Raw genomic sequence first — 25,736 nt, 5'->3', positions numbered from 1 at the left:
TTTACTTTCCAAATAAAACTGTGCCATCCTTACGACTTACACTTATTCTGAACCATTCTCAATCAATCCGTCATTTTCTGTTTCAGCTTCAACCTGATGCGTTTTTATAACTGGGGCAAAATTAGCACGATGTTCACCAGAAAGAATTTCCGGTGGCAATTCATATTTCATCCGTTTGATTGCTGCTTTATAACGGGCATTATTCTCTGCCGCATCACGACGAGTAATACCTGAATGCCGGTAATTTTCAACAACCCCGAAACATTGGCGAATCAGTTTTGCAGCAGATTCAATCCAATCTGCGGCATCTTTACGATTCATCAATGCAAAATGTGCAGCAGCCATAACAGAACACGCCAGTTCATCAAATTTCAAGAAAAGGAAAATCAACTGATAGCCTAGCTGAGAATTAAATGTAAGAGAGTAGCGTGCAGGTGCAATACTGACACTATTTTCCATATGGAATGAATCAGGTATCTGTTCTTTATAGAGATAATTGACCTTATCAATAATCTGCTGTATTTGATGACGGTATTCCAATACTTTTGTCTCAAAACGTAGTAAATAGTCATCAGCATAAGGATCATCATTGGTTGCCGCTCTCTGAATCTGACTCAATAAACTGAGGCAATTCGGCATACTAATAATGCCGGCCCGCGTAATTTTGCCCTGATCATTGCGAACCGGTAAACGCCCCACCCATAATTTAGAGGCGTGGTGAGAATTAATCGTGATCTCCGGTGTGCTACGTAGCGGACCTGGTTTCTGATTTTGACTATCGGTTGGTGCTGTCATAATGACACTCCTATTCTTATGATTAAATTTTGTACTTTGTAAAGCCCCTTTACAGTGGTTAAATTTTGTACTTTGTAAAGCCCCTTTACAGTGGTTAAATTTTGTACTTTGCAAAACCCATTTACAGTGGTTAAATTTTGTGATCAGTTTAAAAAACTCTCTCTAAAACTACGTATCATCTCCGCCCTAGCTTGCCGTTGTTGCATTGTCGGCACAGTGTATGTGGTTTGAGTCTGTACTGGCACAGGCGTTTGAGCTGGTGATTTTCCGCTTGTTGAGGTTGATTGGCTCAAATACTGTTCAAGCAAATACGGATTAAATTTACCTAAGTGTGCTTTTCTGACAAGGCTCAATAAATAGCCTTGTGGTTTCTTAACATTACCTTTCGCTAACCGTTGTTCTGTTTCAAATAGGATGGCTTGACATAACCCAAGATCAAGCCCCTCCATCGCTTTGGCAACAGTTTGCTTTTCAAATGGGCTAAGTTTTAATCTCCAGTCAATTTCATCCGGTGTACCTGTACAGTATTTATTTATAAATACCGTACTGTACTTGTACTGATTCACAGAGTTCCCTGATGGAACTGAGCCTAAAATCAATGAGTTAGCTGATTCTTCTCTACGGAGTTCCCCACCATTTAAACAGAGTTCCTTATTGGAACTGAGTAAATTTTGCTGAATAGTATCTAAGTTTAGTGAGCTAAAATCAGCGTCTTTTTGATTTTCAATTCGAGAACAATAATCTTGATAGCGGGCTTTCATCCAATCAATATGCGACACATAATGCCACTGAATTTTATCCACTAAAATAGTGTCAACAATATGAATCGCTACACCACGTACCACTGTATCCTTATGCTTGGTTGCCGAGTGCAACAAGTGGAGATAATCTTCATTCAGTTGGATAGCATCTAAAATAGGGATAGGCTCATCATGAAGTAAATAAACATTCCCTTTTATCTGCCCAAGATCATTACGTAGGGTTTCACAGAGTGTCAACCAACGGGTAAGGCGTAAAAGTAATAAGGTTTGGCTCACTGTTTTACGTGACAGGCTTGCATTAATATAGGGCTTATCCGACAAGAGTTTGCCTAATACCTCATAAGAGGGAAATAATCCCCCTTGAAACTCTCTCGCTTTATGCTTTATTAATTGCCAAGCAAATTTTGCTCGAGGCGTGAGATACGGATCATAAAGCAATCGAGTCGGAACCGTTTCGTGCTGGTTACCAAAAAAGAGCAGCCCTTGCTCAGTATTGGCCGTCGTCGTTATTTGCTCAAAAATATTCATATTAATTCTCCAAAGCCTTTGTTTAATTATTTACATTGTTTTGGCTTGGTATTTCGCTATAATGCTTACGCGTCTTAACAAAGGCAATGAGGGAAACCAGTAATACTGCCCCTCTATCCCCCGATGTGCCTGATACTCACCTCGGGGGAATTTTTTGTTATTTTTTATTGCGATACCAAGATTCAATAGCACGCCAAATTGCTGTTAAGTTAATTTGGGTTTCCTCTGCAAATAGCATTAGCAACTCCAATCCTTCCATTGACTCTAAACTTTGAATACTGCTTCTATGCTTGCACCATAATTCCCATAGCTCGTTTTTTTGTTCATCGGTTGCCGTAGCTTTTCGTCCTGGCTCCTCACGGATACCTAATAAACTTCTCCGAGCTGAGACTTTGGTCGTGCTTAATCCAAAATAGGTGTTGAGCATTTGTATTGATGCCCCCAGTAATAAGGCTCGATCAATAATCATTCTCTCTTGCGAATTAACCTGTGCCACTTTGACCATTTTCCAAAATGCACTGTGATCAATACTAATTGCCGCTATCGGCACTTTTGATTGGGCAATATCATAAATCTCGTCAATGCTTAGCCGTTGAATTTCACTGAGCTCCGCCGTTGAGAAACCTAGGTGATGACAGGTATTCACATTCCCTTCCCGGATATTGTTGACGATATGATCCAAGATAACTTTATTTAAATTATCAAGCATAGTGCCTCCCTTATACGGCTGCCCGTAAGTAACGAACAAGACGGATTAATCGGAAAATCTTAACCAAGGTAGTATCATCAATTTTAGGCTCGCGTTCCGCAGAACCTAATAACAGCACCGTATCTAGAAAACAAGCATCGGAGTAGGTCAAATCGTGGGTTTGCAACATACTGAGTAATTCGTAAATAGATCGTCTAGTTTCATCTTCTAGCTCTTTATCTGGTGTTTTCATTTGAAAGCTATAATCGACCGGCTCTTTGACAATATGTTCGACTAACTCCTCTAAACCAAACACTTCGGCAATATCAAGAGCAAGTGAATAGGCTTCTGCTTTATGCTGACGGCTTGGGTAGATTTGCCAAATATCGGCGACAGGTTGTCGCCCAACACAAGCAAATTCCAAGCCATTCGCTACTGCTTGTTGTTCACGCTGGGCTTGAATACTCATTCCAGGTGTAATTCCATAATTTTGAGCAAACTGTTGGGCAAGGTTATTGACTGGCTCAACATCAGAAACCGCTTGATTTGATTCAGTATTAAGAAAATGAGGCACTGATTCAGTCTGTAAAGTGCGGTCATTTTTTTCAGGATTTTCTGGTGTCTGAGAATGTTCATCTTCACTCGGCGTAGTAGATTCTTCGGCATACGGCGACGTCACAGCCGTTGATGATTTACTGTTAGAGGTTTCTTCAGCTTGTGTTTTGTCTAATTGCTGTTGATGAAACTTTTCCACATCCTGTTGGCTATGTTTGGTTTGATCATCAATTTCCCGTTGCTTTTTGGCGAGCTTCTGGAACTTACGCTCATCAAGATCCACTTCCATATACAACATTTCATAACTGACTTTCCCTTCTAACGCATCGGTCATCTCATTGATCAGTGCATCTTGAAAGGTTTTCACATTAAACGGATTATCATCATTACAACGGGATAAACTATTTTCCCAAATAGCTTCAAAGGTAATATCAGTCTCAAATTGATATTGTTGCCAGACTTCTAGAGCATTGCTACGAATGGATAAGAGCTTATCAATAGGACTGTGACCTAATCCATTAAAAAGAACATTTGGAATATATGGATAAAGAGTTACAACGCATTTTTCCATTTTGGCAACTAATGTATGCGATATAATATATCCATCATTTTCTAATTCAGATGATAGTTCTCTAGAAGATAACTCTCGATCTAATTTTTTCTCGTAATATTCCTTTGCTTGCTGAATGCCCAAGGCTTTCTCAATAAAGGTTAAATCCGCTCGGGTATCGTTTTCGATAAGATGCCCAATAAGTAAATCAAGTTCGGCTTCCACACTATCTGCGGTGTCGCCTTTCCAAGGTTTGAACTGGCATTCAATCGACCAAAAGCGCTGCTCTTGGGTTTCATTAAAAAGCTCTTTTAAGGCTTGAATACGCGTATTGCCACCGTCAGCGATAATATAAAACGGCTCGCCCGGACGTTGCGTGATGTTCGGTTTATGATCTAACCCACGACGGCGGATAGATTCCTTAATCATTTCAAAGTTAGGGTTACGGGTTTTCCGAGGGTTATGTTCATAAGGACGTAATTTATCTAGTGTGACCGTAATATATTGTGAGGTCGCTGGATAATGGGTTGCCGTTGCCGCTGTGTAAGAGGGCGAAGAATTCGTCATTGGGACAACATTTAAGTTTCGTGCAATAGCATCGGTGAGTTTTTTATTCTTACTACTCATAGTGATATCCTGTTAAATTCGTTTCATTCTCAAATAAGCTAAATTCACCGTAGAAACGGCATTCCGTCTTACCTAAAGGACCATTACGTTGCTTACCAATGATAATTTCAGCCAAACCTTTCGCTTCACTTTCTGGGTAATAGACCTCATCACGATAGATAAATAAAATCACATCCGCATCTTGCTCTAACGAACCAGATTCGCGTAAATCTGAATTGACTGGGCGTTTATTAACTCGTTGCTCCAAGCTTCTATTTAATTGGGATAGTGCATAAATAGGACATTCCAACTCTTTCGCTAATGCCTTTAATGCACCGGAAATTTGGGTAATTTCTAGATGACGATTTTCTTGCTTGCCCGTGCTACGCATTAATTGTAAGTAATCAATAAAAATAGCAACAGGTTGTCCATATTGACGGCTATATTGACGTACTTTACTGCGTAACCGTTGCACAGTTAACGCACCTTCATCATCAATAATCAGACGGTTGGTCCAATTTTGCTGAATATATTGCACTGCATTAGCAATTTTTCCCCAATCTCCATCCTCTAATTCCGTTGCATGTCGAATTTTTTGTAAGCTGACCCGGGATTTCATTGCCATAAAACGTTGTAGTAGTTGGTCTGCTGGCATTTCCTGACTGAAATAAAAAACAGGTCGATCAGTGAGCTTTTCTAAAATATTAGCAGCAGCTGTTAGAGATAATGCTGTTTTACCCATTGCCGGACGAGCAGCAATGATGATTAGTTCCCCAGCTTGTCCCCCCGTAGTCAATGTATCAATGGTTTGAATGCCAAGTGGAGTACCTGTGACTGGATCGGCATTGAGTGCCGACTTTTCCATTTTGATAAACATTTTGTTAAAGATATCCGCTAAATCAGCCGCACTTTTATCGGTCTGACTCAAAACAATATCGGTGTACTGTTTTTCAATTTTTTCCGCTAATCCATCTAGCTGCTCGGAATTTTTAGGTTGCCCCACCTCACTAATGATGAATTTCCCTAACGCAAGAAATTGGCGCTGCTTACTGTACTGTCGAACAACCTTGGCATAAGCTTCCACATTGAAGCTAGAGGGCGTGTTCTTCACCATTTCAGCAAGATAAGCTAATCCCCCCATTTCATCTAATATGCCTTTTTCTTTGAAATATTCGGAAAGGGTGAGGATATCAATCGCTTTGTTGTTATGTGCAAATACGCTAATCGCTTCAAAAATGTAGCGATGGTGAACCAAATAGAAATCTTGTGATTGAAGAATAGGTTCAACATCATCAAAACATTTTGGATTAAGCAATAGGCTACCAATGACTGCACTTTCTGCCTCTAATGAATATAATTCAGGTAAATCATTTTTAGCATTACGCATTGTTGCCTCCTAAACCTCGTGTAAATTGATGAGTAAATTGAGGTAATAACAGGGAACAAAGTGATTGAATGACGTGATATTCGGCTTTACTGTGCCGATAAACTGGCAAAGAATAGGTTGCTGCTTCACGATAGGCAACTTTATCTGGAATATGGAAATCTAAGAGCGTTTTATCTTTACCAAGATTTTGTTCAAATAATTGATAGAGATGCTCAAGCACAAATTTGACATCGTTTGTGTGATCAACACAATTCGGTACAGCTTTTAGCGGTGGGAGTTTAAACCCAAAAGCTTCAAAGGTTTGAAGTTCTTGGTACATTCCGATTGTACCGCGAATAAATTCTTTTGCCGATAAAATGTGCGGAAGAATAGGACAAAATAGAAGATCTGCGGCAAGCACCGACATATCGACGGTAATATCTCGCGTTCCCCGTGTATCGACGATAATCACATCATAGCCTTGGAGTTTTCTCAATAAAAAACTGAACCGAATAGCCCCGTCCGGTGCGTTGCGAAGCATTTGACTAACATTATTTGTCGGATCATTTGATTGGATTAAATCTAAATTAGGTAGGGTTGTTTTCGATATGATATGGCTTGGCTCAATATCTTGGTAGGTCAAAAATTCGTGAATACCGCCTGGTGCAGTATATTCCAAAGCAAAGTACGCACTTAATGTGGGTTGGGTATCAGTATCAATCAAAAGGGTTTTTAAGCCATGATCAGCACAAAATGCACCAATATTCGCCGCATTGGTACTCTTTGCAGATCCGCCCTTAGTTGAAGCAATGGTGATAATGAATGGTTTTTGAGATAGATTTTGATTTTTCATTTCGATACTCTCTTAACAAAGATAGGTTAATTAAGTATCGACTAGGAGGACAAACTAAATGTTTTATATAGATCTTTAATAAAAAAATTATGATGTTCAATCTTGTAAGATTGGCTCCTCCTGCTGGACTTGAACCAGCGACATATGGATTAACAGTCCACCGTTCTACCGACTGAACTAAGGAGGAGTAGATTTTACGATTCAATGAATGGTGCCTCGAGGCGGAATCGAACCACCGACACGGGGATTTTCAATCCCCTGCTCTACCGACTGAGCTATCGAGGCAACTCATCAGTGGTGCGTATTAAACGTTTTTTTCAGGTTTAAGTCAACACCTAATTTAAAAAAAATTGCATTTTTTTATTCGGTTGGATATTTAACAAACGAAAAGCATAAAAATAACACAAATTACGCATTTTTTTATATTTTTTAGTGAAAAGTTACAAAGAAAAATGCTCGTTATCCCAAAAGATGAAACGAGCATTTTTTATTCAGCAAGATAAATTATCGTCTCACACGATAACTTTTTTGGGCTTGATCCACCTTCAATAAATAATTTCTTGCTTGTGCCGAAGGGTGTTGCGTAGTCAAAATACGATAGACTTGCTCAGGATATAAATTATTAATTTTTTCTACTGCCATCAATTTATCTTCATCAAATACTCTTAACACCGCTCCCGCCCCACTGTTATAAGCAGAAATCATTGCAAAACGTTTTGAGGTAGGATTGCTGATACCGTCTAAATATTTATTTTGCAGTAACCACAAATAAGACACGCCAGCATCAATATTTTTCTCAGGATCAAATAAATAGGATTTTGACGGCTGTCCCCCTTGCCCTTTTAGTTGGAAAATATCTCGCCCTGCAGTATGTGGCACCACTTGCATTAAGCCGATAGCATTGGCATAACTAATGGCGTAAGGGTTAAAACTTGATTCAGTTTGCATAATGCCTAAAATCAAGCTTTCATCCATATTGTAGCGACGTGCCATTTTACGCACTAAAGGTAAATATTTCTGTGCACGCACGGCAACGTGATTGGCGATCATTGGAATCACCACATATTGCACAGTATTCCCGTTACTCAAACGACGGCTTTGTAATTTATTCTGCAAGAGATAATTCGCAAAATTACCTGCAACCGCCGTATTGGTGATAGACCCGCCTAAATGGTCAATCACCTGCCCTACAAGGAACGGGCGTGAGCTAATCGGCACATCACCAGAGGCAAAGAGATCGATCCCATTTGCATCCGAGCCCATTAATAACGTATGCACAATGGCATTATGCAAATGACCCGCATCGCTTTGTGTTTCAATGGTAATCACCCCTTCATCAAAGCTCACATGGCTGCGGGTATAAAAACGATCGGTATATTTCACATAGTCTTTTCGACTTGCCACCAATAATTCATTGACCCCCCAGATTCGGTCGATATTATGGGAAAATTGCCCTGTTAAAATATCTAAACCACGGGTATCTTTGGCGAAAGCCTCATCAAAAGGATTGTACTTTTTATGTTGATGGCTGCTGCCACAAGCAAACAGAAAAGGAATTAAGGCACAGATAAGATATTTTTTCATGGTTCATTATTCCGCTGGAGGAACATAGCCTTCAATATGTACATCTTTTCCTTCAAACAAAAAATTCACCATTTCTTGCTCAAGTAATTTGCGATGTTCTGGATTCATCATATTCAATTTTTTCTCATTCACTAACATGGTTTGTTTTTTCATCCACTCACCCCATGCTTGTTTGCTGATCGAATCAAAAATACGTTTTCCTAATTCACCGGGATACAACTGAAAATCTAAACCATCAGCCTCTCGTTTAAGATATTCACAGAATACGGTTCTAGCCATAATAATTCCTTATAAATTGTGTTAATAAATTCTTTACTGGCGTTGCCAGTCCAATTTGTTCTGGATTTCGCGGATCATACCAATATTTGACCACACTGAATACATTTGATTCATTGCCACACTTATTTTCTGCCACTTTTTTCCACTCGGTGCGATCCGCATCCCATTCACGCCGATCCACTTCTGCATAAATCGGGTAAATATCTAAATGAAAGTGGCTAAAGGTATGGCGAAATGCCGTCCATTCTTGATATTCGTCAATCCCTTGCTCACTTAAAAACGCCAGCAAGGCAGACTTGGTATCAAACTGAGGAAAACAATACAATCCTCCCCAAAGCCCCGTATTTTCACGTTGTGATAAAGCGACTTTGCCATCGGCATTTAAAATCAAAAAATAACTTTCACGTTCAGGCAGTGTTTTTTTCGGTTTTTTGCCAGGGTAATTCTGCCAGTTGTGTTGCAAGTTCGCTTGGCAATCTTGACGTAAAGGGCAAAGATCACATTTGGGTTTTGAACGGGTACAAACCATCGCCCCGAGATCCATCATCGCTTGATTAAAATTTGCCACCTGTTTTGTGGGCGTTACTTGCTCACTGTATTGCCATAATTGATTTTCTACGGATTTCTCACCTGGCCAGCCAGACACGGCAAAATAGCGAGCCAGCACCCGTTTTACATTGCCATCTAAAATCGGATAAGGGGCATCTAAACAAGAAGACAGCACCGCTCCTGCGGTACTACGCCCAATCCCCGTGAGTGCCCACACCTGTTCAAAGTCTGTGGGAAATTCCCCCGCATATTGATCTCGAATGGTTTGAGCCGCTTTGTGTAAATTTCTCGCCCGTGCATAGTAGCCAAGCCCTGTCCACAAATGTAGCACCTCGTCTAAAGGGGCGTTCGCCAGTGCGGTTACATTGGGAAAGGTTTGGATAAAACGTTCAAAATAAGGTATCACGGTGGCAACCTGTGTTTGCTGTAACATCACTTCTGATAACCAAACACCATATAGGGTTTTATTTTGTTGCCAAGGCAACTGTTTGCGACCGAATTTGTCATACCACGTTAACACGGCATGAGCAAAAGGTGCTTCAGGGGAAGATTGAGCAAGCATAATAAATGATAAATCCGAAAACAGGGGCGGTTCATAGTTAAAAAAAAGAAAAAAATGACCGCACTTTTACGATAACACCACTAATGTGGCGACATACTTTTCAATACATGATCTTTCAACACAACATGGTGAAACAATGCAGCGGTGGCGTGCAATCCCGATAGGGCAATAAAGCCATTAGCTAACATCTCATGAGCGTTCCCTAAAGAGAGGGAAAAATGAAAATAAGGTAAGCCCATGCCAAATACCATGAAATCCTCCACATCGGCAATCAAGGTTAAATAGCCCACAATTGGTGTGAATAACAAGCAGAGATAAAGTAATATTTGCATAGCATGAGCCGATAGACGTAGTAAAGGGGGCAAATGATGCACAGGCAATTGCTGACGATAGTACCACCGCATTCCTAAACGCAAAACCAACAAAAGTACCAGACTCATGCCACTTGCCACATGAATTTCCCCCACTACACCATCTGCAGGCGGATAATCGCCCGTAAAATAGGCGATTAACACCAGCAATAAGGTCAACCAATGTATGATAATCATGGGTTTTGGATATTTTTGAGCCATCTCACATTCCTTTCCAACATAAATTCAAACAACACCGTCATCTCACACCGACAAATTTGGTGTTTTCTGACAAAAGCCGTATAATTCGCAGCAAATTGTGTCATTATAAACAAAAAGTATGTCATTGAATAAGCAAGAATCCGATAAATTACCCACCTTTGCTGACCAAAAACGGAAAACCGTCGAAGTAGCAGAATTTACCGAAGAGGGGCGTTATAAACGTAAAGTCCGTAGCTTTGTGTTACGCACAGGGCGTTTGAGCGAATTTCAAAAAAATGCCATGAATCAACATTGGGGATTTTATGGTTTAGAACATCAAACCGAACCTTTTGATTTCCCAAGCATTTATGGCAATACCAATCCCGTTGTGCTCGAAATTGGATTTGGTATGGGACATTCATTAGTGGAAATGGCAAAACAAAATCCCGATCGCAATTATTTAGGCATTGAAGTACACACCCCGGGTGTAGGGGCTTGTATTGCAGCCGCCGTTGCCCACGAGGTGAAAAACTTACGTGTGATTTGTCATGACGCCACTGAAATTTTGCGTGACTGCATTCAAAATGGCAGTTTAGGCGGGTTGCAACTGTTCTTCCCCGATCCATGGCACAAAGCGAAACACCACAAACGCCGAATTGTCCAGCCCCAATTTGTGGATAGCATCACCCAAAAGCTTACTCAAGGGGGGTTTATCCACATGGCAACCGACTGGGAAAATTATGCCGAACATATGTTAGCGGTGTTGCAACAAGCGGAGGGCTTACATAATACCTCTGCAACCGATGATTACATTCCTCGCCCAGATTTTCGCCCACTGACCAAATTTGAACAACGTGGTCATCGTTTAGGGCATGGCGTGTGGGATCTGTATTACATCAAAAAATAAAAAAAACAGACCGCACTTTTCACCGCATATCGTGGCACAATTTGCCAAACAGAATTTTATAGCCAACAGAGAGGAGAATCGAAAATGGCGATTAAACGTAACAAAAGACAACGTAAAAAAATGCATCTTGCTGAATTCCAAGAGCTCGGTTTCTTGGTAAACTGGCAATTTGCACAAGGCACTGCCATCGAGACAATTGATGAAGTGGTTGATCGCTTTATTCGTGAGGTAATCCAACCAAATGGTCTTGCTTATGAAGGCAGTGGTTACTTACATTGGGAAGGTTTAGTGTGTTTAGAAGCTTTAGGTAAATGTGATGAAAATCACCGCACCTTAGTGAAAGAATGGTTAGAACAAAACGGCTTACAACAAATTGAGCTCAGCCCATTATTTGATATTTGGTGGGAATACCCAACAAAAGAAGCTTAATTCATTCAACAAGGCGAATTCTTTACAGTTCGCCTTTTTTTGCTCGCAATAATTCCTCTTTCATAAGCATAAGATCTTGACGAATCAAGCTTTGAAGCGTAAGATTCGCCCCGATTTAGTAACATGAGGACACACACTTTGGACAGTCACAGTCGATACCGAATGGAGTTTTTACTGTAACTTTCGCCATCTCATCAATATCGGCGAGGGTTCGCTGATAGATCCTGTCTACTCCTACTTTATTCGGCATCTTTTTTTAGGTCATTGAAGTATCAATAACCCTAATCAAACAAATCAGAAAATGAATAAAACCAACCGCACTTTTGACTTCTTTTTCAATAAAGATTTCGTTTGATTTCTTTTGTTCATAGCGTTGTTCATAATCCAGTAAAGGAGTATGACAAAATGATTAATGCATTTGCACTTGAAGACGCTCGCCTTGTTCGCATTGATGAACATGCCAATGCAGAATTAAGTTCTGCGATTTGGCTTGATCTTGTTGAACCAAGCAGTGAAGAGCGTGAAATTTTACAAGAAGGCTTAGGACAAAGCCTTGCCACATTTCTTGAATTAGAAGATATCGAAGCATCTGCTCGTTTCTTTGAAGATGAAGACGGTTTACACCTTCACTCTTTCTTTTATTGCGAAGACGAAGAAGATTATGCGGACTTAGCCAGTGTTGCGTTTACCATTCGTGATGGGCGTCTATTTACGTTACGAGATCGTGAGTTACCTGCTTTCCGTCTCTATCGTATGCGTTCCCGTAGCCAACGTTTGGTCGAATGTAATGCTTATGAGGTTTTGCTCGACTTATTTGAAACCAAAATTGAGCAATTAGCTGATGTCATTGAAACGGTGTATTCCGATTTAGAAAAATTAAGCCGTGTCATTTTAGATGGTAAACAAGGCGAAGCCTTTGATGAGGCACTCTCCACGTTAACCGAACAAGAAGATACCAGCTCCAAAGTCCGCTTATGCTTGATGGATACTCAACGAGCATTAAGTTTCTTGGTGCGTAAAACACGTTTACCTGCCAATCAGTTAGAACAGGCTCGTGAAATTTTACGCGACATTGAATCCCTCCAACCGCATAACGAATCACTTTTCCAACGTGTCAACTTTCTGATGCAAGCGGCAATGGGTTTCATTAGCATTGAACAAAATCGCATCATCAAAATCTTCTCGGTGGTCTCGGTCATTTTCCTTCCACCAACATTAGTCGCCTCTAACTATGGTATGAACTTCGAGATTATGCCAGAATTAGGCTTCAAATTTGGTTACCCCATGGCGTTAGGACTCATGGCACTCGCCGCATTTGCACCTTATTGGTATTTCAAACGAAAAGGTTGGCTCTAATTTAAGGAAAAAAGATGAATTCATTACAATTATTCGTATTTATGCTTATTGATATTTATGGGCTGTTGTTAGTCTTACGTGCATGGTTTCAATTTCGTCGTGTAGATTTTTATCACCCGCTTTCACAAAGCTTAGTCAAAATCACACAACCCGTATTAGCACCAATCAGTGCCGTGATTCCCACCATTAAAAATATCAATCTGGCGGCACTGATTTTAGCTTTTATCTTATTCAGCATTAAATTCCCACTTGCTCATGTCGTGGGGAAACTTTTCATCGCCAATGCAGAAATCTTAGATTACGTCTTTGTCGGCCTTCTCACCCTCGTGCGAACCTGCGGCAAAGCGGTGTTTTATGTTTTATTCATCGGTGCCATCATGAGCTGGTTTAACCGTGGCAGCAACCCTGCCCAAGAAGTGTTCGCACAACTCACTTACCCACTGTTGCGTCCTATTCAACGTATTTTACCTAACACAGGCATGATCGACTTCTCACCGATGGTGCTAGCTTTTGCCCTATTCTTCCTAAATAGTGTGCTGAATGACCTCTTTGGCATTTATTGGGCACTCGCCAGTTACTAAAAGTGCGGTCAGTTTAGAAGGCATTTTCAGGCATGGCACAATTATCTGCGGTAGAAAAACAAGGTGAAGACTTACGGTTGCGGATCTTTCTGCAACCGAAAGCCAGTAAAGATCAAATTGTTGGACTGCATGACAACGAACTCAAAATCACCCTCACCGCCCCACCCATTGACGGGCAAGCAAACGCTCACTTGCTCAAATTCTTAAGCAAAGCATTTAAAGTGCCAAAAAGCCGCATTGTGTTAGAAAAAGGCGAACTCAATCGCCATAAACAAGTTTTGATCCCCAATCCCAAAGTCATTCCCGAAATCCTCTTATCGCTTCTTTAAGAGGATGCCAGCTTTATAAGTCAATGGCTTATTTTCAAACGTGCTTGTCGCTTAAAACTTTTTTAAAAACCACCGCACTTTATTGCTCTTTCTTCCAACTCAAAAATGCCCAACGTTGCCTTGTAGGGCGTGCGGAAGTCAAATCTGGGTGTGTCGCATAATAGGTTTTTAATTTCTCAACCTCTTCCACTCTTAACTCCCCTATTGACCATTGCACACATTGAATAAAACTCGCTTCATCCTGTTTTTCTGGTGGCAACAAACCACACCCCGTTTCAATAAAATCCACACTGGCATAATAACCTTTCTGATGAAGTAAATTTAACGCATACATATAATTGGGAAACCCCACGTTATTGCGACCAATATATTGCAAAATCTCTCGTGCAATAAATTCCCTCTCCACAAGCATCGTCATATACACCGCTTTTTTGGCTTTCGCATTGAGCTTATCAATCGCCTCATCTAAATCCGCCACCATCGAAGAGCGAGAAGAGACACAAATATCGCACTCAGGCACATCATCCCAATTCTCCTCCCAAGATTTACACAGTGGCTGAATGTGCGTTAACCCTAATTTTTCTGCCCGTTGTTGCAACAAGGACAACATCCCTTCACTATAATCCAAGCCATAAACCTGCTTAAAGTGCGGTGCAATAGCCAGACAAATTGCCCCACCACCACAACCAACATCCAACAAACTCTCACAGCCCGACAACGTCATACAACGCACAAAGTGTTGAACATATTGATTATGCAAATCAAAATCCGAGTGTTGCATTTTTGCCGCTTTTTCATCCCAATCCTGTGCCGTCTTCGGCTGCCTTGAGGCAAGTTGAAAATGATTACGATAAAGCTGTGCAAAATCCACATCTTGTAACGTCTCTTGCTTCTTCATAGCCACCCTTAAATCCTTTCATCTCATCATCAAATCAAGCTAACATCGAAAAAATTCACACCACCAACCCACAAAGTGCAATGAATGGGTAAACCCTTTCCCCTGATCACAATGCCCTTTCTCAAAAAAGAGACGTCATATGATCATATTTATAAAAAAGAAAAAATAGATCACAAAAATCAAAAAATGCTGTTTTATTTCTAACCAAAAAACGTTAATATGCCACCCTAACAAAATTTTACTTAACTTTACAAAAAATCCTTTTTTACTTACAAAAACGAAACAACCGTGCCATTCCAGTGTGTATAGTTTAGGAAAATTCAATAACAAGGAAAAGTTATGTCAGAAAATAAACACGAGCGTGTTGCATTGCGACTCGCCACCATCTTACAACACCTCATTGAAGGCAAACGTTTACACATTGACGCATTAGCACATGAATTTCAAATCAGCAAACGTACCATTCAAAAAGATCTGAATGAACGCCTTGCCTTTCTAGAATGGAAAGAAAAAAGCAATGGCTATTACAGCATTGATCTCAACCAATTAGGCATTCTCAACAAAACTGACATTCAACGCTTCGCCCGTTTCGCCAGTGTGCAAGAATTGTTTCCCCATATCGATCGCAGATTTTACCAAGACAACTTGCTCCAAAGTGTGCAAGTAAAAGGCTTTCAATACGAAAATATCAAGCCTTATGAACACAATTTCAAAACCATTCAACACGCCATTGAACAACAAAAGAAAATTCAGTTTTTCTATACCAAAGCCAATGAAAAAGTCAGCAAAACCTACCAATTAGAACCTTATTCCTTAATCAATAAAAATGGCATTTGGTATGTTATCGGCTTAGACAATAACAAAGAAAAAACCTTTTGTTTTACCCAAATCAGAACTCCGATCGCCACAAACGAACATTTTGAAACCAATCCAGATTTTTTACAAAAAATCCAATGTAGCGACAGCATCTCTCATGGCAACCAACTTAGCGAAGTGATCATTAAAGTTGCCGCCAAAGCCGCCCCGTATTTCCAACGACGTAATTTGCTCCCGAATCAAGAAATATTAAAAAAACTCGACGACGGCAGCCTATTACTACAATGCCAACACATCAACGAAATGGAAATTCTCCCCCTCGTCCAATATTGGATCCCACATTTAACGGTAATTAGCCCTGAGGGATTGCAGGGGAAATTGATGGAAAGGTTAAAGGAATATATTAATTCTTAGATTAGCAATAAAGTATCATACGTAAATTTTTTGAAAGGACATCAAATGCCTAATATAACAAATACAAAACCAATATATGAGGTTGTAGTCATTGCCACAATGAGTGCGGGAAAATCTACTGTCATTAATGCACTCATCGGAAAAGAGCTACTGCACTCCGCAAATGAGGCGACAACGGCAACTATCACACGAATTCACGATAAAGACTATTTACCTTATTTTTCTGGCAATGCTTATTCTTATAAGAATGAGCTATTAGATGAAGCTCATCAAATTGATGCCTCCATTATGAAAAAATGGAATGCAGATCCTGAAATAAAAACAATTGATTTAGAGGGAAATATCGAGGCCCTACATAATGATGCAATGGATATTGTTATTTATGACACTCCGGGTCCAAATAATAGTCAAGATGATAATCATGAAAAATTAACAATGGAAGTAATTGAAAATGGTAATTTTGGATTAATTCTATATGTATTAAATGCTACACAATTAGGTGTCAACGACGATTATTCTCTACTTCAAAAAATCCAAGAGTCATTTAAGAGAAATAAAGAAAAAGAAATCATATTTTTAATAAATAAAGCTGACATGCTAGATAAAGAAAAAGGAGAAAGCATAGAGAAAATAATACATAACACAAAACAATATTTAATGAATATTGGTTTCACTGACCCTATTATTCTACCTACATCAGCTAATCAAGCTCTAATCTGCCAAAAGGTTATTAATAAAGAAAAAATAACTAGAGCACAGTTAGCCGAATTAAGGAATCTTACAGAAAATCAAAGCTATGAATTTATCATAAAATCAGAAGCACCAGCTGATATAAAGTTAAAATCAATTTCTAAGATAAAAAAACTAAAAAATAAAAAGATGTATTTCTACAATGTAAGAAATGGGCTAAAAATATCTAATAAAAACCTAATAAAAGGTTACATGCACAGCGGATTTGGAATAATTTCTGTAATTTTACAAAACAAACTAAAATCACATCCATATCAAAAAAATATAACCAACTAATAAAAAGGAATAAAAATGAGTAATTCAATTTATATCGCACACAATCCATTTACTATCGAAACCGAATTCAGAGTCAATGGAGAAACACCAGACAATATTTCTTCTTTCGAAAATATTCGTGAACAACGTTTACAGCGTTGGGTGGAAAATTTTTTCCCAATGCTACATAACATCTTCAATGGAGATGATCACTTTGATGTAGTTTTTGAAGGTGTTGAGGCGGATTATCTTGATATAAAAGAGGCAGCAAATATTGCTAAAACTCAAGGTATGTCAATTAGCCTTGATTGGATTAAATCTGAAAATAGTGAAAGTCGTTTGAAAAAAATTCAGAACCTAATGGAAGAAGCTGAACAACACCCTATTTTTGCAGAAAAACTCCAAAATTCTAAAGCTGAATTACAAAGCAATCTTAAAATTGCCCTTAATAAAGATTTTGATGTCTATGTTGCTGCAACAATGTCTGCGGGCAAATCAACACTAATTAATGCAATGTTAGGTTGTGATTTACTCCCAGCAGCCAATGAGGCAACAACAGCAACTATTGCTCAAATTACCGATAACGATAATATGAAAGTTGGGCATTTTGAAGGCTCCCGAATTAATAAAGAAGGGGAAGAAATTGATGGTTTGCAAATTGTTACATTAGACATGTTAAAAGAATGGAACAGTAAACCTGACACAAAACTGATAAAATTAACCGGAAATATTCAAGGCATTAAAGAGCGCGAAAGTGTGCGTTTAGTTCTCACAGACACTCCGGGACCAAATAACAGCCAAGATCCTGAACATAGCCGCACAACAATGAGCTATATTCAAGACTCACAACGTAATCCTTTAATTTTATACTTGCTTAATGCAACACAATTAGGCACTTACGATGACCAAAATGTCTTGAGTGAAATTTCTAAAATTATGCAAAAAGGCGGTAAGCAAGCGAAGGATCGCTTTATCTTTGTTGTCAATAAAATGGATCAGTTTGATCCTGAGTCTGGTGAAAATGTAGAGCAAGCCTTGAATCGCGTTAAAGAATATCTGCTCAATAATGGCATTGATAATCCGCAAATTTACCCAGTATCCGCTAATTTAACTCGTCTATTACGTAAAAGAAATTCAACGCCAGATAAAATGACTCGCAAAGAGCGTAACGATTTGGCAGCTATGGAAGACTTGTTTATGGAAGAACAGTCTATGGATTTCATCCAATATATGCCACTAACAAGTTCAGTACGTCAAAATTTAAAAGATAAAAATCTACCTACTGTCTTAGCCCGTAGTGGTTTACCTGCTATTGAATCTATGATCGATGAATATATTGATAAATATAACTTTCCAAATCGAGTAAATAGAGCTTATCAAGCATTACGTAAAATTATTGAAATAGCAGGACAAGAATCTCAGTTACAAGCTGATTTACAGTCTTATTTAGATGAGCTTGACACTATTGAGGCAAAAATAAATTTACTCAAGAATAGTAAAGATATCAGTACCAAAACACAAATCAAACTGGATGAGATTATTACTCCTGAAGAATTAATGCCTCATAAAACGCTAGAACTTTTTGATGAAGAAGAAAGTAATATTCGAACACAAGTCTTTCAATTTCAGCAAAGGTTTGTAGATGATAGTTCTGAAGTAACCAAAAAACAGGCAGTAAGACTCTTAAATAAATTAACGGAAGACATCAATTTCCAAACTGATACGTTAATAAACAGGCTAGATAGTATTTTACGAGAAGGACAAGAAATTACACGAAATAAAATAACTCACATATTTCACGATTATGTAAAAGACTTATTCGAAGATTTAGACATTCCGATGCCAATTGTTAACGGCTTAAAAAATCAAGTATCCAATCTAGCTCAATTTACGAATCTAGGTCTCAACGACAATGAAATTGATGTTATAACCGAAAAAGTTAAAACTGGCACGAGAACAGAATCCAAAAAAGTTAAAGTAGACGAAAGATGGATTATCAATCCTATGCGTTGGTTTAAGGGCAAAGATATCTACGAATGGCGTGATACAGAAGTGGATATTTACGAAGAACGCCAAAAGGAAATGGTCGATTTAGAGGAAGTATGGTGGAATCGAGAGCATGAAATATCCCTGCATTTCAATAACTTAACATCATCTGCCAGAAAAAAACTAGAGCAAGATGTCAAAACTTATGCAATTGCTTTTAAAGATTTTATGAATCAAGAGTTCCAAATTAAATTTGAGGCCATTTTAAGTGAATTAACCGAAAAATTAGCAGATAAAGAAAAAGTAAGAGCACAAGCTGAAGAAGCCAAAGAAAAATTAGCTCAAATTAAACAATTCTCAGATAAATTAGAGGCAGTATTGAAATTATAGGTGGAAAAAAATGAAAGAACAGCTTATTCAATCTATTAAAAATAGCCAAGTGCCTATTTCAGAAAATGAACAACAAGTTGAGCAACTTGTTCAACAAAATGCTTTTGAGCCTTTTAAACCAGATTTTGTTTCAATTGAGTCCCATCCTCATCGCTGGTCATCTCAATACTTTGCTAAAAAACTCATTGATTTGGAGAAATATAATTTTTCAAAAGAACTAGCAAGTCATTTAATTGAAGTCAAAAAGCACTTACAAGCAAAAGGAATGTTTCCTACTGAACCAATACCTATTCAAACAGATACAACAACGAGAAGTACGATTGAAACTGAACAAACTTTCGAAAAAGAAAAATCGGAAACAAAGAATCCCAAACCACGTTTTGGCAAAATTGATTTAACAGATTTTAAACCCAATATTCGCTTAATTTCGTTCCTTTCGAATGGGGATGTAAACAATATTCGCACAGAACTCATGTCACTTTTAAATAATCGACGCTTAGGAATTGAAGAAGTTGCGAAATCTATTTGGTATGTTTGGCAAACAAAACCTGAGATTTTTGCAGAAGAAGAAAGATCTGTTTTTGTTAAAGACATTGATAAAAATGAAGCAAACTGGAATAGCGATTATTTCTCTTTACAACAAGTCTATTTAAACAGAAATTTTACGTTCGAAAGACTGTTACATCTAGTGAATGTTCGCGAGGCACTTATGCTCCGAGGTGATAAATATTTTCAACAAATTCATCTTAAAAAAGTGAATATGGATGAAAGGGTATCAGCTCAACCTACTGAGGAGCAAGATCATTCTGAGAATGGAGGTATCAGCAAACTATTATTAGTTGGAGGTGCTGTACTAGCACTATTTGCAACATTATTTGCCATTTTCAAATAAGTAGGAGAAATTATGACTACCCCCATCGCAACTCAACAACTTGTTAAACAAAATGAAATTCTTCAATCTGCATTAATGTCTCTGGCAAATGGACAAATGCTCTTAAATAAAAATTATATTTCAGAATTAGGTCATTACTCATTGCAATTATTGAAGGCATTTCCAGCCGAAATCATTAATGCCAATGCTGACGTAAGAATTTTCAAAATAGAGCGTATTGTGCTAGAAAATAAGCAATCTGCATTGGAAAGCTTAACCGCTGCTTATACAGCTTTGGGTTCTGCTGGCTATAGTGTTTTTCTATTGCTCAAAAGTGATGGAAAAACAACAGATATTTATCTGGGTATCAGAGGACAGGCAAAAAAATTATCAGGCGCTGATGCAGGTAAACTCTTAGAGCAAGTTTTTAAAGGACACTTTGCGGGTAGCCAACTAACGAATGTCTCTGCCATAGAGTCATTATTGTACAATTTACGTCATAGCAATAGTGAACATCACCCATCCATTACTGCGGTTACAGGGGTTCCCTCTCTTTCCGTTGAAGAAAGAGAACATTTTATGCAAGGATTGGAACATTTTATTGATGCTGCTGAAGGTCAGACTTATCAAGCCCTTATTTTAGCTAGCCCAATCTCATCACCTCAACTGGAATTAATTCAACGAGGCTATGAAGGTGTTGCCACCCAGATTTCTCCTCTATTGAAACATTCTCTTTCTTTTGGTGAAAATGAAAGTGAAAGTGTTGGGCTTAGCATTGGTGACAGCATCAGTAAATCTTTAGGAACAAGTTTAAGTTTAACCGAAACCAAAGGAACAAATGAAAGTTCTACAAAAACCATCACTCACGGAACAAATGAAAGCAATACAGAAGGGACATCCTATTCAACATCTTCACAAACCACGCTTTCTAAAGTTGTAACAATTGCTGCCCCTATTCTAGGTGGGGGGATTGGATTTGCAATTGCTAAGCAATCAGGAGCTGCAGTTGGAGGATTCTTGGCTAATACCATAGCAGGTGCTTTATCAGAATCTGAAAGTCATGGTACCAACACATCAAATACAAAGGGGACGTCTTATTCTGAAGCAAATGGTAAAACGACTGGCACCTCTTTTTCTGAGTCTGAAAGTAAAGCAACCAACGAAAATCAGACCAATACAATATCCTCAAATCGTTCCGATACAACAACACAAGGTAGTTCAAAACAGCTGACGCTAGAAATTACAGATAAGAGCATAGAACAATTAATTAAAAAAATTGATCATCAAATAGAACGAGTTGATGAAGCTCGCCGTTATGGTGGATGGCATAGCGCCGCTTATTTTATTGCAGAAACTTCCGTATCTTCTCGAGCTTTAGCTAGTATTTTCTTAGGTTTAATGAGAGGCCATCACTCAAATAGCGAAGATTTTTCTTTAACCACATGGAAAAAGGAAAAAAGTGCTCAAGTCTTATCTTGGCTATCCAATTTATCCCATCCGAAAATAACAGTGGATTTTTCACAAGCATTAGGTATTGATTATCTCACTCCTGCTACCCTCGTTTCTGGTAAAGAAATGGCGATTCAATTGAGTTTGCCACGTCGCTCTACCTCAACTGTTTCTGTTGTTGAAGCACAAGCATTTGGTCGTCAAATTCAAAGTATAAATGGCACATTAGAAAAAACAGACAAAGTAGTTAATCTAGGGAATATTCGTCACTTGTGGCAAAACCTACCACAACAAGTTGAATTAGATGTACAAAAACTATCTAGCCATATTTTTATTACAGGTTCAACGGGGTCAGGAAAAAGTAATACGGTTTACCAAATTTTAAATGAGCTTAATCGCAATCAAGTAAAATTTATGGTGATTGAACCTGCAAAAGGTGAATACAAAAATGTGTTTGGTCATCGTGAAGATGTCAAGGTATTCGGTACCAACCCTAAAAAAACAGCACTTCTGAGAATTAATCCATTCAAATTCCCTGATGATATTCATGTGTTAGAACATATTGATCGATTGGTTGAGATTTTCAACGTATGTTGGCCAATGTATGCTGCAATGCCAGCAGTATTAAAAGATGCAATGCTAGAAACCTATAAAGCAAGTGGTTGGGATTTAGAAAGCTCTTACAATCGTCATCCTAATTTATTCCCTAGTTTTGCTGATCTACTCACTCAATTGAAGAAAGTAATTGAAAGTTCTGCATTTTCCCAAGAAGTGAGAAGTAACTACGAAGGCTCACTCGTTACTCGAGTCAATTCTTTAACAAATGGTTTGAATGGACAGATTTTCTCAAGTGATGAAATTGATAACAAAATTTTATTTGATGAAAATGTGATTGTTGATTTAAGCCGTATTGGCTCGCAAGAAACCAAAGCCTTAATTATGGGTATATTAGTAATGCGCTTAAATGAATATCGAATGAGTGAAAGTGATGGAATGAATGAACCACTCAAACACGTCACTGTATTAGAAGAGGCTCATAATATTCTAAAACGTACCTCAACAGAACAAAGCAGTGAGGGGTCAAATGTAGCAGGCAAAGCTGTTGAAATGTTATCAAACGCTATTGCAGAAATGCGAACTTATGGTGAGGGTTTTATCATTGCGGATCAATCACCAAGTGCGGTCGATATTTCCGCAATTCGTAATACAAATACCAAAATCATTATGCGATTACCAGATGAGGCAGATAGACGTTTGGTTGGTAAAGCTTCTGGAGTCACAGAAGAGCAACTAGAAGAACTAGCAAAACTTCCGAAAGGTGTTGCTGTTATCTATCAAAATGACTGGTTAGAACCTGTGCTATGTCAAGTTCATAAATTTGATGTAGATGAAAAGTTATTTGTTAATCAAGAAAAACTAGACCCTAAAATTCATATTAAAAAACAATTTAATTCTCATTTGGCTGAATTACTCTTTTCACAAAAATTCTCACCAGAGAAAAAACTTAATTTTGAGAAAATCGCTAAGAGTATTGAAAAATCGAACTTACCAATTGAATTTAAGGCTTATTTAAATGATGTTCTAACTCGGCTAGAAAATGGTGTTGTAGTCTCACTTTTACAAAAAGACCTTGAGTATTTAGTGGATTTGTACCAGCGTCTAACACAAGAGTATTTGGCTGATGTAATACATGACTTACCTACTATATTACAAACCAACTTATCCACGGAAAAAATAATGTAAAAAGGAATATTTATGTTTGAGAACTTAGAAAATATCCTTAAGCCAAATGGTTTAGAAAACATACAACCTAAAGAAAAAACTGAGGAAAATCCGTTCAAATTACCTGATATAAAAGATTTACCCATAATTGATGAAGATGAAGGAAAATTCTCCTCATTAAGCTTACCCGATATAAAAGATTTACCTATAATTCCTATAACTGATGAAAAGGAAGTAAGATTCCCCATTATTGAGAAGGGGGATGGTATAGCACTATTGGCGATAGATGAGAAAACAGAACAAGCGCGTAACTCTGAAAATGAGATTAGTATTAAATCTCCAAATAGCGAACTAAATATAGAACCTGTATTTATTAAACAAGATGGAGATCAAGTTATTCCTGAAAAACTCTATCAAGACAATAATATAGAGTCTGAAGCAACGCAACCTACAGAGCAAGAAAACAATAGTAATTCAACAGAGAACAATTTACCTGAACAAATAACGGAAAATTTGGAAGAAACTACTAAGATACCTTGCCGCAATGAATGTCTATCGGGTCAAGAACATCCTGTAACAGGAGTCCCATTCCAAGAAAAAACTGTTGTCAATGCTGATGGCGAAAAAGTAGTTGGAGTTTTCCCTATATTCGATTCTATTTGCGATGTTCAGTTACCTGAGGATATGAACCAAGCATCAGACAAAGAGCAGTTTGCAGAATGCAATGCCCAATTGAAAGAGAAAGTGAATAATGATCCAGAATTACGCTCTAAATTCACAGAAGAACAATTAGAGCAAATTGAGAATGGAGATACTCCAGATGGTTATACCTGGCATCATAATGAAGAAACTGGAAAAATGCAGTTGGTCGATTCAGAAACACACGCTAAAACAGGACATACTGGTGGAAAATCTATTTGGGGTGGTGGTTCGGAAAATCGTTAAACGAGGAGAATGACATGAAAGAAATTACTTGGAAATATGTGAAAGCATTAAAAGATAACAATGCTATCACAAAACTTGAAAATGAAGTTAAACAAATACTTCCTGAAGATCTCAAACAAACTATAAAAGAGTTTAATAACGGGAGACCATCTTTTAAACAATTTGATACCCCATCTATTAAAGGGTGTGAGTTTAAAAAGTTACTTTCGCTAAATGCTGAAGATACTGAAAATATTTTCGGCTTTCTAAAGATTGATACAAATATACATGAGTTACTCCCAATTGCTAGCACTCCTTCAGGAGATTTGGTATGTCTTCACGAAAACAAAATCGTTTATTGGTACCATGAAACTGATAGTGTAGAATATCTAGCAAACTCATTCAGTGAATTTTTAAATTCATTATATTGATAGTTTAAAAATAAAAGGCATACTTATGTATGCCTTTTTAGGCATTAAAGATTGCTTAACAAATATTATAGGGTATTTATGCTTAAACTTATTGAAGAAACATTTAAATCCCAACGACACCACCTATCTGAAGATTTCCGTTTGAGGATCCACCGTGCTCTGAGTTGGCTAAAAAAATCTGAACAGGATCAAGATTTAGATAGCCGATTTATTTCACTGTGGATCGCATTTAATGCGGCTTATGCAAGAGAGTTAGGGGATATAAAAGATAAAGCAGCATTCAATGAGTTTCTCTTACGCATTTGTGGGTTTGATAGCGAAAAGCAAATTTATAATTTGGTTTGGAAGCGATTTTCTCAGTCTATACGTTTACTCTTAGACAATAAATTTGTTTTCCAGCCATTTTGGGAATTCCATAATGGGAAAATGTCAGAAAAAAGCTATTTGCGTGCTGAAATGCTTGAACGTGAGCAATTTTTTTCTGCTTTAGAAAAACAAAAAACAGAACGTATTTTAGCGGTGATGTTCTCTCGTCTTTACACGTTGCGTAATCAAATTATTCATGGCGGGTCAACCTATAACAGTAAAGCCAATCGTGATCAATTACGTGATGGTTGCAATATTTTGGCATTACTCATTCCAGCAATGTTGCAGATTATGCTAGAACATCATGCTGAAATTGACTGGGGAAAACCCTTCTATCCTTATGTTAAAGAATAACAGACAATATGAGGTAAGATTATGGTGATGCCAACACAACAACCTCAAATCCCACATTGTCCAAAATGTGGATGGAAGAATGATCGTATTCGTCCTGCGGGGTCAGCTTGCTTTGAACATCCTTCTTTTCCTGAAGCTTGCCCAAAATGCGGAGGGAAAACTTGTTATCGCCCATTAACTCACTTTGAAAAATGGCAATATCGCTGGGGAATTTTAAAAGGAATAAGGTGATCAATAAAAGTGCGGATCCGATCATTTTACTCCGCACTTATTTGTTTCTT

The 25,736-nt window shown here is 38.1% G+C and carries 25 protein-coding genes and 2 tRNA genes; 13 read left to right on the top strand and 14 right to left on the bottom strand.

All coding sequences use genetic code 11. The features are described 5' to 3' along the window. Positions 1-42: 42 nt before the first annotated feature. The 12 genes from ACPEEM_RS11205 to ACPEEM_RS11150 form a co-directional block, all read right to left on the bottom strand. Positions 43-795, bottom strand: coding sequence for a PFL_4669 family integrating conjugative element protein (locus ACPEEM_RS11205; RefSeq protein ID WP_424407052.1), 753 nt, complete (start codon positions 793-795; stop codon positions 43-45). A gap of 143 nt (positions 796-938) precedes the next feature. Then, the gene (locus ACPEEM_RS11200) at positions 939-2,084 is read right to left on the bottom strand and encodes an STY4528 family pathogenicity island replication protein (protein WP_424407050.1); all 1,146 of its coding nucleotides are present in this window, start codon (positions 2,082-2,084) and stop codon (positions 939-941) included. A gap of 157 nt (positions 2,085-2,241) precedes the next feature. Beyond that, positions 2,242-2,793: a DUF2857 domain-containing protein gene (locus tag ACPEEM_RS11195; protein WP_424407048.1), complete on the bottom strand. Its 552-nt coding sequence runs from the start codon at positions 2,791-2,793 to the stop codon at positions 2,242-2,244. A gap of 10 nt (positions 2,794-2,803) precedes the next feature. Next, positions 2,804-4,504, bottom strand: a complete 1,701-nt coding sequence (locus tag ACPEEM_RS11190; RefSeq protein WP_424407046.1) for a ParB family protein — start codon at positions 4,502-4,504, stop codon at positions 2,804-2,806. Further along, positions 4,497-5,870, bottom strand: a complete 1,374-nt coding sequence (gene dnaB / locus ACPEEM_RS11185) for a replicative DNA helicase (RefSeq protein WP_424407044.1) — start codon at positions 5,868-5,870, stop codon at positions 4,497-4,499. Before dnaB ends, ACPEEM_RS11190 begins: the two co-directional genes overlap by 8 nt. Continuing rightward, positions 5,863-6,702, bottom strand: coding sequence for a ParA family protein (locus ACPEEM_RS11180; protein ID WP_424407042.1), 840 nt, complete (start codon positions 6,700-6,702; stop codon positions 5,863-5,865). Before ACPEEM_RS11180 ends, dnaB begins: the two co-directional genes overlap by 8 nt. Positions 6,703-6,813: 111 nt before the next feature. Continuing rightward, positions 6,814-6,889 (bottom strand) — tRNA-Asn (locus ACPEEM_RS11175). A 22-nt stretch (positions 6,890-6,911) separates the two neighbouring features. Next, positions 6,912-6,987: transfer RNA gene (locus ACPEEM_RS11170), tRNA-Phe, on the bottom strand. Positions 6,988-7,206: 219 nt separating this feature from the next. Beyond that, on the bottom strand, positions 7,207-8,286 hold the full coding sequence (mltC, locus tag ACPEEM_RS11165) for a membrane-bound lytic murein transglycosylase MltC (protein WP_424402177.1): 1,080 nt from the start codon (positions 8,284-8,286) through the stop codon (positions 7,207-7,209). Positions 8,287-8,292: 6 nt separating this feature from the next. Further along, positions 8,293-8,565 (bottom strand): oxidative damage protection protein, encoded by a 273-nt coding sequence (locus tag ACPEEM_RS11160; protein ID WP_424402176.1) that lies wholly within the window; start codon positions 8,563-8,565, stop codon positions 8,293-8,295. After that, a complete protein-coding gene (gene mutY / locus ACPEEM_RS11155; RefSeq protein WP_424407040.1) occupies positions 8,558-9,676 on the bottom strand; it encodes an A/G-specific adenine glycosylase in 1,119 nt (372 codons plus the stop codon). The genes ACPEEM_RS11160 and mutY overlap by 8 nt, the downstream gene beginning before the upstream one ends. An 80-nt stretch (positions 9,677-9,756) precedes the next feature. After that, entirely contained in the window at positions 9,757-10,248 is a 492-nt protein-coding gene (locus ACPEEM_RS11150) for a cytochrome b (protein WP_424407038.1), read from the bottom strand. Positions 10,249-10,366: 118 nt separating this feature from the next. Between ACPEEM_RS11150 and trmB the strand changes: the two genes are divergently transcribed. The 5 genes from trmB to yggU all read left to right on the top strand — a co-directional run bounded on the left by trmB (position 10,367) and on the right by yggU (position 13,829). Next, positions 10,367-11,134, top strand: coding sequence for a tRNA (guanosine(46)-N7)-methyltransferase TrmB (gene trmB / locus ACPEEM_RS11145; RefSeq protein WP_424402173.1), 768 nt, complete (start codon positions 10,367-10,369; stop codon positions 11,132-11,134). 84 nt (positions 11,135-11,218) lie between these two features. Further along, positions 11,219-11,563, top strand: coding sequence for a YggL family protein (locus ACPEEM_RS11140; protein ID WP_424402172.1), 345 nt, complete (start codon positions 11,219-11,221; stop codon positions 11,561-11,563). Between the two features lie 405 nt (positions 11,564-11,968). Then, positions 11,969-12,919, top strand: coding sequence for a magnesium/cobalt transporter CorA (gene corA / locus ACPEEM_RS11135; RefSeq protein ID WP_424402171.1), 951 nt, complete (start codon positions 11,969-11,971; stop codon positions 12,917-12,919). Between the two features lie 14 nt (positions 12,920-12,933). Beyond that, positions 12,934-13,500 carry a YggT family protein gene (locus ACPEEM_RS11130; protein ID WP_424405215.1) on the top strand — a complete coding sequence of 189 codons (567 nt, stop codon included), beginning with the start codon at positions 12,934-12,936 and terminating at the stop codon, positions 13,498-13,500. A gap of 32 nt (positions 13,501-13,532) precedes the next feature. Continuing rightward, positions 13,533-13,829 (top strand): DUF167 family protein YggU, encoded by a 297-nt coding sequence (gene yggU / locus ACPEEM_RS11125; protein ID WP_424402169.1) that lies wholly within the window; start codon positions 13,533-13,535, stop codon positions 13,827-13,829. A 79-nt stretch (positions 13,830-13,908) separates the two neighbouring features. Here the strand turns inward: yggU and ACPEEM_RS11120 are convergent, their stop codons facing one another. Then, positions 13,909-14,727, bottom strand: coding sequence for a methyltransferase domain-containing protein (locus tag ACPEEM_RS11120; RefSeq protein ID WP_424405213.1), 819 nt, complete (start codon positions 14,725-14,727; stop codon positions 13,909-13,911). Positions 14,728-15,066: 339 nt separating this feature from the next. Between ACPEEM_RS11120 and ACPEEM_RS11115 the strand changes: the two genes are divergently transcribed. From ACPEEM_RS11115 to ACPEEM_RS11080, 8 genes are all read left to right on the top strand, one after another. Continuing rightward, positions 15,067-15,957: a helix-turn-helix transcriptional regulator gene (locus tag ACPEEM_RS11115; protein WP_424407036.1), complete on the top strand. Its 891-nt coding sequence runs from the start codon at positions 15,067-15,069 to the stop codon at positions 15,955-15,957. 45 nt (positions 15,958-16,002) lie between these two features. Further along, complete coding sequence (locus ACPEEM_RS11110; RefSeq protein WP_424407034.1) at positions 16,003-16,983, top strand: dynamin family protein; 981 nt, start codon at positions 16,003-16,005, stop codon at positions 16,981-16,983. A gap of 15 nt (positions 16,984-16,998) precedes the next feature. Then, positions 16,999-19,338: a dynamin family protein gene (locus ACPEEM_RS11105; protein ID WP_424407032.1), complete on the top strand. Its 2,340-nt coding sequence runs from the start codon at positions 16,999-17,001 to the stop codon at positions 19,336-19,338. A 10-nt stretch (positions 19,339-19,348) separates the two neighbouring features. After that, positions 19,349-20,230 carry a hypothetical protein gene (locus tag ACPEEM_RS11100; RefSeq protein ID WP_424407030.1) on the top strand — a complete coding sequence of 294 codons (882 nt, stop codon included), beginning with the start codon at positions 19,349-19,351 and terminating at the stop codon, positions 20,228-20,230. A 12-nt stretch (positions 20,231-20,242) separates the two neighbouring features. Further along, entirely contained in the window at positions 20,243-23,401 is a 3,159-nt protein-coding gene (locus ACPEEM_RS11095) for an ATPase, T2SS/T4P/T4SS family (RefSeq protein ID WP_424407028.1), read from the top strand. A gap of 12 nt (positions 23,402-23,413) precedes the next feature. Then, complete coding sequence (locus tag ACPEEM_RS11090) at positions 23,414-24,325, top strand: HNH endonuclease (protein WP_424407026.1); 912 nt, start codon at positions 23,414-23,416, stop codon at positions 24,323-24,325. 14 nt (positions 24,326-24,339) lie between these two features. Continuing rightward, positions 24,340-24,735 carry an SMI1/KNR4 family protein gene (locus tag ACPEEM_RS11085; RefSeq protein ID WP_424407024.1) on the top strand — a complete coding sequence of 132 codons (396 nt, stop codon included), beginning with the start codon at positions 24,340-24,342 and terminating at the stop codon, positions 24,733-24,735. Between the two features lie 78 nt (positions 24,736-24,813). Further along, a complete protein-coding gene (locus ACPEEM_RS11080; protein ID WP_424407022.1) occupies positions 24,814-25,455 on the top strand; it encodes a hypothetical protein in 642 nt (213 codons plus the stop codon). 19 nt (positions 25,456-25,474) lie between these two features. Here the strand turns inward: ACPEEM_RS11080 and ACPEEM_RS11075 are convergent, their stop codons facing one another. Continuing rightward, complete coding sequence (locus ACPEEM_RS11075) at positions 25,475-25,711, bottom strand: hypothetical protein (protein ID WP_424407020.1); 237 nt, start codon at positions 25,709-25,711, stop codon at positions 25,475-25,477. Between the last annotated feature and the right edge of the window lie 25 nt (positions 25,712-25,736).

It is taken from the genome of Pasteurella pantherarum (assembly GCF_049670885.1).
In the GTDB taxonomy this organism is placed as follows: Bacteria; Pseudomonadota; Gammaproteobacteria; order Enterobacterales; family Pasteurellaceae; genus Pasteurella.
Note: the sequence above shows the minus strand (reverse complement) of the source record. Positions and strands in the feature narration are given on the sequence as shown.